Below are 5,614 nucleotides of genomic sequence, written 5' to 3'. Positions count from 1 at the left end.
GGGGAGGATCTGCTGACCGCGCCGCTGCACCCGGAGAACGGCTTTATCGACGTGCCGACCGGGCCGGGGCTGGGGATCGAGTTCGACGAGGAGCGGCTGCGGGCGCACATCGCGCACTGAGGCTGCGCGGCAACAATTAAGGCACATGCAAAAGCTATGCGACTTGTGGTCAAGTAAGCATGGTGTCGCGATGGGATGCGTCCAAAGTCAGGAAGTCTGTTCCCGAATATGCATCATGAGCTGTCAAGGGGATCGGACAATTCCTACTCGTCAAGCCACGCACGGTACTCCGCAATGTCATAGCCGACGGATTGAAGCAGTCCTTCGCTCTCGCGCACGCATTTTTCATGCAATTGAGTATCATCTTGTAGCTTGTCGTCTACAGACCTCCGGTGATAGATACGCGCCGGGATCTTGGCTGCTAATTGGCATTCGAGATTACCTTCTGATCGGGCATCTCCTAAATTCGCGAGATAATATACATCCCGATCAACGGCGCGATGTGGCGAAAGTCGGATGGCTATCGACATCAAATCATCCACCAGCGCACTACCTTTGACACGATAGGTAAAGACGCTCTTGACGGCTACGGAGAGCCTGTGCTGAACTGCAACTGAAATTATCCACTTAGTGAATCCAAGAATGAACCGATCTTCATGCTGAAGGCTATCAATGGCATTCATTTCTGATGGGCTGGGCCAATAGTTACGAACAGCATCAGCGAACGGCTGACACTGATTCATGTTCTCCCCAAGCATAGCGTGCAGTGTTAGCTGAACCACCTCTGAAACTTGATCGGAATCAATTCGAGTTGTCACAAATAGCAGCGAGTCATTTATCGTCCTCGACTGGCATTCAATTAGAACCTTCATTGCATCGAAGAGGTTGGGGTTCGGAGCGCCAGCCCCTTCTCTGGCAAACCCATCGCATAAGTCTATGTTTATCGCATGGAACGCCCCTATGGACTGAACTGTCCTACGAGGGAGAGAATTCGGCCGACCTATAGCTCGAAGGTCGTCGCCAAGTATGTGCGACGTTTGGGCAATATGGCTGAGTCTCCGAAGAGCGGACAGATTTGTATTCACATGTGCTGCTTGTGGATGATTGGTTCCTGCCATCCTGTTGAAGCCAAGGAACCGAAGACTCATACCTTGCGGCACGCACAGATTATCGTGGATGTACCGAATGTCGAGAAAATCGTTCCCAGGAAGGGAGAGATAGCGAAACTCAGTGTCTGGAACCTTTAGTGAAGCTAAAAGCTCCGATAGTTCTTTGAGCCATTGATCACTACGCACATATTGTTTGCGGGGTCGATGCCACGGCTGAAACTCGCGCTTTCCTGGGGACTGTAGGAGCGGTACGTCAGTGCCAAGGATCTCCTCAAGGAAAGAGCTAGTTCCTTGTCCCGGTTCGTAATTTTCGGCGGAGTTCTGATTAGACATACTCAGTCCTCAGAATGTCAGCAATAGCGCGCAACATATTCTCCTGCTCCATAGGAGCCAATTGTTCAAGCACGCCATATATAGAGAGAACTTGGATTATGGCCCGCATGCTTTTTTCATGCTTATCAGCTGCTTGCTTGCTTGATGACTCTGAGGCAAAAATAGCGCGGCGTTCGTATGAATGTTGTGCATTTGATTCAATTGTGAACGATAGTGGTATTTGTTTCGCGGACGAACTCTCGCGGGAAGTGTCTGTAAAAACGACATCCGGAACCGCACCTTCGCCTGATGTATGCTCTCGGTTGGCAGTTTCCACTATAAGCTGTAACGCATCGCTTACCTGCTGACGGGCTTGCTGGCGTGATTCTTCACGTATGACCTGTGCCGCACGTTTTTGGGCCGTTGCAAGCTGACGCAGGGCACTATGGACCCATTTGATTATATAGACCATATGAGGGTGTGCAGTGTTGAAGGCTTCTCGGTCAATGTTGAGCGCAGGCTCTAACCCTTGCGAAACAAAGATCTCACATGTGATCTGGCGTAACCTTGTCTGCTCAGATACTTGATAGCGAAAAAATGTATGATCGAACAATGAACCACTCGCACCATGAATCCTGATCAACGCTCCGCGATGATCTACTGGCGCGATCTTTGGTGTCCAGTAAAAATATGCCTCGAACGCTAATGGCCCGGCACTGAATGTAATTGGAAGGCCAACGAAGTGTTCCTCTATCTTACCGAGAAAGACGAGGGGTTTCTTTAGGGCGTGTGACGAAACGGGTAAGTTCCGAAATCGGATGGGACGACGAAGTTCAAGATCATCAATATAAACGGTGAAGGGCAATAGGGTAACGTCAAGGCCATTCCTCAATTCGAGGAGGTCGCGCACCTTGTCGCCTGAGGAGGTGTGAAGAGGCCTAGCCCCTCCTTTCGGTTCGTTGGACAATGCGAAGAAATCTGCCCAGTCGTCAGCGACTGGTTCATCAAAAAGGTGTCCTTCAACGTAAGGAATTGGGAGCGCGAGGCTAAGTTCCCAGATCATCTGGAGATAGTTATCAAACATTACGTCAAGTTTTGGGTTTGGGTTATCAGTTACAAGAGACGCCCAAACAGAACCAACCAATTTTGAGAAGGCTTCAGATGGAGAGTCATCATCCTTCCAAGGCAATGCTTGTAATTCCTTGACACCTTTGGTTAGGAAGTCACTATTATCATCCAGTCGACCGATATGGTACTGAGGAACAAATGCAGTAGCTAAGCTGCCTTCCTCTGTCTCAATAGGATTGTCTACCGCTTCCCAAATGTTTGTACTCTGCAACGTTCCTCTGGTTTGAGGACGAATTTGCGTTAGAACAATAGTAGTTCCATGGTCGTTGATATCTGGTGTATACTCGCGCCACAGTAGAACTTCGCCAGCCTGAAACTCCCCGTCTTCTGGGCCTTCAGTAGGCATCTCAGAGAATTGATTTAGTTTGACAATTGCTACGGTCCTAAAAGCATCCCCTGTCACCTTCGTAATAATCTGGAAACTACGAGTCAGTTGAGAGACAGAAAATATGCCAATCCCGAGCTTACCAATAAGCTTTCGGCCACTGGGGCTCAGTGATACATCGTCGTCCTGAGTTATCCCCAGACTTTCCCCTGTGCCAGTCCGTTTAGCACTTCCGCCAATATTCTTAATGAGATATGCCAGAACATCCGGCGACATCCCAAGCCCATCGTCCTCTATAAGGATACTACTGAACCGTGGCCGATCCGTCTTGATGGTTACTCGAGTAGCGTCTGCATCGTAAGCGTTTGAGATAAGTTCTCTCAGAGCAGAGCCAGGCTGACGGTATATGCCGTCTGTTACACGAGCGATCACTTTCTGATTGGTCGAGAGTTGTGTTTGAACAGGAAGGTCTGGTCCAGTACTTTGCCTAATAGCATCAGCAATTTCTGCTTGTGTTTCCATTGATGATACCCATCCCTGGCCATATTGGCGTAGTGTATATCCACAGTGACCTCAAACGGACAATCAGCTTGAGAGCTAAGAATACCACGCTTTAGCGACGCAGCAAATGGAGAACGTTGCGCGTTGCGCACTTAGCTTCAAACAATCGGATTGCAGATTAAGCCAATCGCCTCGGCTAAAACTTTGCCAACAGGAGGGGGAACGGCATCGGAGACTTGACGGTATTGAGCACTCAGTGTACCGAGAAGTTGATATGTAGAAGGGAAGCCCTGCAAAAGCATCGATTCGTAAACGCTCAACCGCCGCGTTCCCAATGGATGGATATGAACTTCACGATTCCCATAAGCTACTGTCCAACTCGGTTTCGCCCAGGACAAGACACGAAACGAGCGGCCTTTGCACTGTCCTTCTTTGAGAAATCCGTCGCTGAACTTTGCTGATTTGGGCTGCATAGTCCAGTGATTCCTATGATGTGGCAAGTCCTCTGGCCGCACATCGCGCCTATAGAAGACTGGCTCCGGTAATCCGTCGATCTTATCGGCTACGCTTACTACCTGACCTCGACTAGGGGCAGGAAAAGTGAAATCTTGTTCGCTATATTTGCGCGCGTTCAGTCCTACTACAAACACGCGCGGTCGCTTTTGGGCGACGCCGAAGTGTTGTGCATCAAGAAGTCCCTCGAATAAACGGAACCCGGCATCTTCGAATGATTCCTTGAATTGACTAAAGTCCTTCTTATGCTTCTCGAATGTGATTCCACGCACATTCTCAAAGACAAAGAAGTCAAGCTCATACCGATCATTGAGCGCCTTCAAGATGGCAGCGTATTTCGTGGGAAGAATACGCCGTGTGTCATCATCCTTGATATGGCGATTGCCAATCGAGAACACTTGGCACGGCGACCCACCGATCACGCCCTTTGGGGGCACATTTGGGTACTTGGCATCGAGCAGGCGAATTATGTCCGCACCATCAGTAGTGAGCAGGTCTGCAACCTGTGCAACTTCGCCACCATGATTATGATTGTAGGTTCGCACCGCAACAGGGTCAACATCTAACGCAAGGGCAACATTAAACCCCGCTTGTGTAAAGCCGAGGTCAAGACCTCCGCAGCCGCAGAATAGGCTGACAACTTGACTTAACATGAATCAACAAACTTCATCTTAGTTCCCGCGATGGCTCACAACAGAGCGAACGCAACACACATGTACGGACATATTGTAAGGCATGTGGGTAGTATTGTATAGAGAGCTTGCGGTCGATTTGACGATATGTGCATTTCCACGCATTTAAATGTCCCATCCCCAGCGGGGTGGACAGACGCTCGACGCGGTCGCGGCGGGGGAGTGGCTGCGCCCCCAGCCCTACATCGCGAAGGTCGGCATCTACGGGCAGAGTTACGGCGGCTTCCTGACGCTGCACGCGATCGTCGCCGCGCCCGATCTCTTGATGCGGCGATCGATCTCTACGGCAAGACGAACATGATCACGGCGCAGGCGCACGCCGACCGGGTGGGGCGCGTCTTCGTGGCGCGCGACTACTGGGGGCGGCTAGCGCACGAGATCCCGGAGGCGATGAAGCGGGCCTCGACGCACCATCGATTGCGGGAGATCAAGACGCCGCTGCTGATCCTGCACGGCGACCGCGCCACGCGCGTGCCGCCGCAGGAATCGGCGCAAGTCGCCGCGACGATGGCGGCGGCGGGGCTGCCGCACGAGTACGTCGTCTACCCCGGCGAGGGGCACGGCTTCCGCCACCGCGCGCACCGGGTCGATTGCTGCGAGCGGATGATCGCCTGGGTGCGCAATTAGCACGCGGACTGACCGGGGCGTCGCACCGCCGCGCCTTCTGCTACCATTCGCGCCACACCGCACGAGAACGAGCGAGGATGTGGGCGGATCGGCGCGGGAGGAGGAAGAAATGGCGCAGCAGCGGATCGGCCTGATCGGGCTCGGCTCGATGGGGCGCGGGATGGGTGGGAACCTGCTGAAGCATGGTTTTCCGCTGACGGTCTACGACGTGAACCCGGACGCGGCCGAGTCGCTGCCCGGGGCGATGGTGGCGCTGACGCCGCGCGCCGTGGCCGAACGCTCCGACATCGTCATCACCGTGCTGCCGGATGGGCCGGATGTGGAGGCGGCGGCACTCGGGCCTGACGGGATCGCCGCCGGGGCGAGGCCGGGGACGCTGCTGGTCGATTGCAGCACGGTCTCCCCGG

6 protein-coding genes are annotated in these 5,614 nt (G+C 53.0%); 3 read left to right on the top strand and 3 right to left on the bottom strand.

Going from position 1 to position 5,614, the window contains the following annotated elements:
- Window positions 1-263: 263 nt before the first annotated feature.
- The 3 genes from K1Y02_24850 to K1Y02_24840 form a co-directional block, all read right to left on the bottom strand.
- Entirely contained in the window at window positions 264-1,442 is a 1,179-nt protein-coding gene (locus K1Y02_24850; GenBank protein MBX7259610.1) for a hypothetical protein, read from the bottom strand.
- Window positions 1,435-3,396 (bottom strand): ATP-binding protein, encoded by a 1,962-nt coding sequence (locus tag K1Y02_24845; protein ID MBX7259609.1) that lies wholly within the window; start codon window positions 3,394-3,396, stop codon window positions 1,435-1,437. The genes K1Y02_24850 and K1Y02_24845 overlap by 8 nt, the downstream gene beginning before the upstream one ends.
- Before the next feature lie 137 nt (window positions 3,397-3,533).
- Window positions 3,534-4,541 (bottom strand): DNA cytosine methyltransferase, encoded by a 1,008-nt coding sequence (locus K1Y02_24840; GenBank protein MBX7259608.1) that lies wholly within the window; start codon window positions 4,539-4,541, stop codon window positions 3,534-3,536.
- 148 nt (window positions 4,542-4,689) lie between these two features.
- Between K1Y02_24840 and K1Y02_24835 the strand changes: the two genes are divergently transcribed.
- The 3 genes from K1Y02_24835 to K1Y02_24825 form a co-directional block, all read left to right on the top strand.
- Window positions 4,690-4,881, top strand: a complete 192-nt coding sequence (locus K1Y02_24835; GenBank protein MBX7259607.1) for a prolyl oligopeptidase family serine peptidase — start codon at window positions 4,690-4,692, stop codon at window positions 4,879-4,881.
- Window positions 4,878-5,207 carry a prolyl oligopeptidase family serine peptidase gene (locus K1Y02_24830; GenBank protein MBX7259606.1) on the top strand — a complete coding sequence of 110 codons (330 nt, stop codon included), beginning with the start codon at window positions 4,878-4,880 and terminating at the stop codon, window positions 5,205-5,207. Before K1Y02_24835 ends, K1Y02_24830 begins: the two co-directional genes overlap by 4 nt.
- A gap of 109 nt (window positions 5,208-5,316) precedes the next feature.
- The coding region (locus tag K1Y02_24825) for an NAD(P)-binding domain-containing protein (GenBank protein ID MBX7259605.1) at window positions 5,317-5,614 on the top strand (298 nt) is incomplete at its 3' end.

It is taken from the genome of Candidatus Hydrogenedentota bacterium (assembly GCA_019695095.1).
Taxonomy (GTDB): Bacteria; Hydrogenedentota; Hydrogenedentia; order Hydrogenedentales; family SLHB01; genus JAIBAQ01.
This window is presented reverse-complemented; position numbering and strand designations above follow the sequence as displayed.